The 1,477-nt window shown below is 51.3% G+C and carries 2 protein-coding genes; one reads left to right on the top strand and one right to left on the bottom strand.

Features of this window, described 5'->3' with window-relative positions:
- Window positions 1-315 precede the first annotated feature (315 nt).
- Window positions 316-801, bottom strand: a complete 486-nt coding sequence (locus ACXRVY_RS28750) for a hypothetical protein (protein WP_458238924.1) — start codon at window positions 799-801, stop codon at window positions 316-318.
- 219 nt (window positions 802-1,020) lie between these two features.
- On the opposite strand from ACXRVY_RS28750, the gene ACXRVY_RS28755 reads away from it, so the two are divergent.
- The coding region (locus tag ACXRVY_RS28755) for a Chromate resistance protein ChrB (protein WP_458238925.1) at window positions 1,021-1,477 on the top strand (457 nt) is incomplete at its 3' end.

Below are 1,477 nucleotides of genomic sequence, written 5' to 3' on the forward strand. Positions count from 1 at the left end.
CTTTTATTCCTGAAAAAATCCATTTCACAATCTCCAAACATAATCCTTCTAAATTGACCAATAGAAGCGGTATTCGGAAACCAATTAACCTTTTGTGCCAACACCTGAACCTGAGAACAAACCGCACGTAGCATTAGCCAAATTTTTTCTCTGTCCTGGATTCACGCTGGTTTTCGTGAGCGAAGCTCCCGAGACAAGCAATAGCTACCGAAGCTATACGTCTTACGTGTCACGCCAACCAACTATTCGACACTAAGCAATGCATTTGGCGATGCTAATTTCATGGTGAAATTTTTTACTCTCGGAAGCAGTCTCTTAACATTTCGGCGGTAAAACGAAATCATTTTCATTTGTTGCATTTGACATCATCGTTTCAGGTAACGATTCTCCTCGCTCTCCATTGTAGAACTGAACGTCGGCAATCACTTTTGCCAGATGTTCTGTTCCTTTCAATTTCCTCAGCCTCGTTTTGCGCCTCTGGCGAGCGTGCAGACCAAGGCCTGCATGTCTGGGGTGAGCATATCCCCGTTTTCGCAGTGCCCAGCCGCACCGTAGCGACAGTCGATTCGATCCTGAGTGATCCCGACAGATCCAGTCCAAACCCTGCGCCTGCAGGTGCAGGGTTTGCTCCATGTCTTCCCGAGTGTCGTTGCGGATTTGCGCCCCTGAACTGGATGCTTCACGCAGAATAGTCGGGTGACATAGGGCACGTTGCGGGTCATTTCCGCGCAGCCTGCCGGACTGCCTGATCGGTTTCGACAGCAGACCAAGCATAGCCACTAATTTGCCATCGTGATTCACCACGGCGGCCTGGCCGATTGCCGCCTGTCACTCCAATGCCCAAAGCGCATTGATTTGCCTTTTGACACTGCCACCATCGCGCGCGTACAGGCGCTGTTTGCGCCTATCCCGGCATCGCCATCCATGCTTGCCAAAATCCTCTGCTCTCAAGGACAGCTTTCCAAACATGTAAAACAGAGATAGTGTAATTCCAATTACAAAATAAATTGCGATATCTACATGAAAAAATGGCTGACTTTGATTCTAGGCCTACCCACCGCGAATGCCACCGAACGCATGCGCGCTTGGCGTGCCTTGAAAGCTTCAGGTGCTGCGGTCTTGCGCGATGGCGCCTACCTGTTGCCTGACACCGGTTTCTGTCGTGAAGTGCTGGCGTCTGTCGAGCGTGACATCCTTGCCATCAACGGCACCGCATTCGTCCTGCCCGTCGTCGATCCTGATGGCGAGCGCTTTGTCGAGTGGTTTGACCGTAGCGATGATTACGGCAAGCTTCGTGCACAGATCGAAGAATGCCGTGGACAGCTGAATGCTGAAAATGCGCTGGCGACGACCAAACAAATTCGTAAGCTGCGCAAAGCCTACGATCAACTGGTAAGCATCGATTACTTCCCGGGCAAGCCGAAGCAGCAGATCGATTCGGCGTTGCAGGAGCTAGAGACGGCGGTCAGTATTGCCC

Source organism: Pseudomonas sp. P5_A2_2 (genome assembly GCF_054177685.1).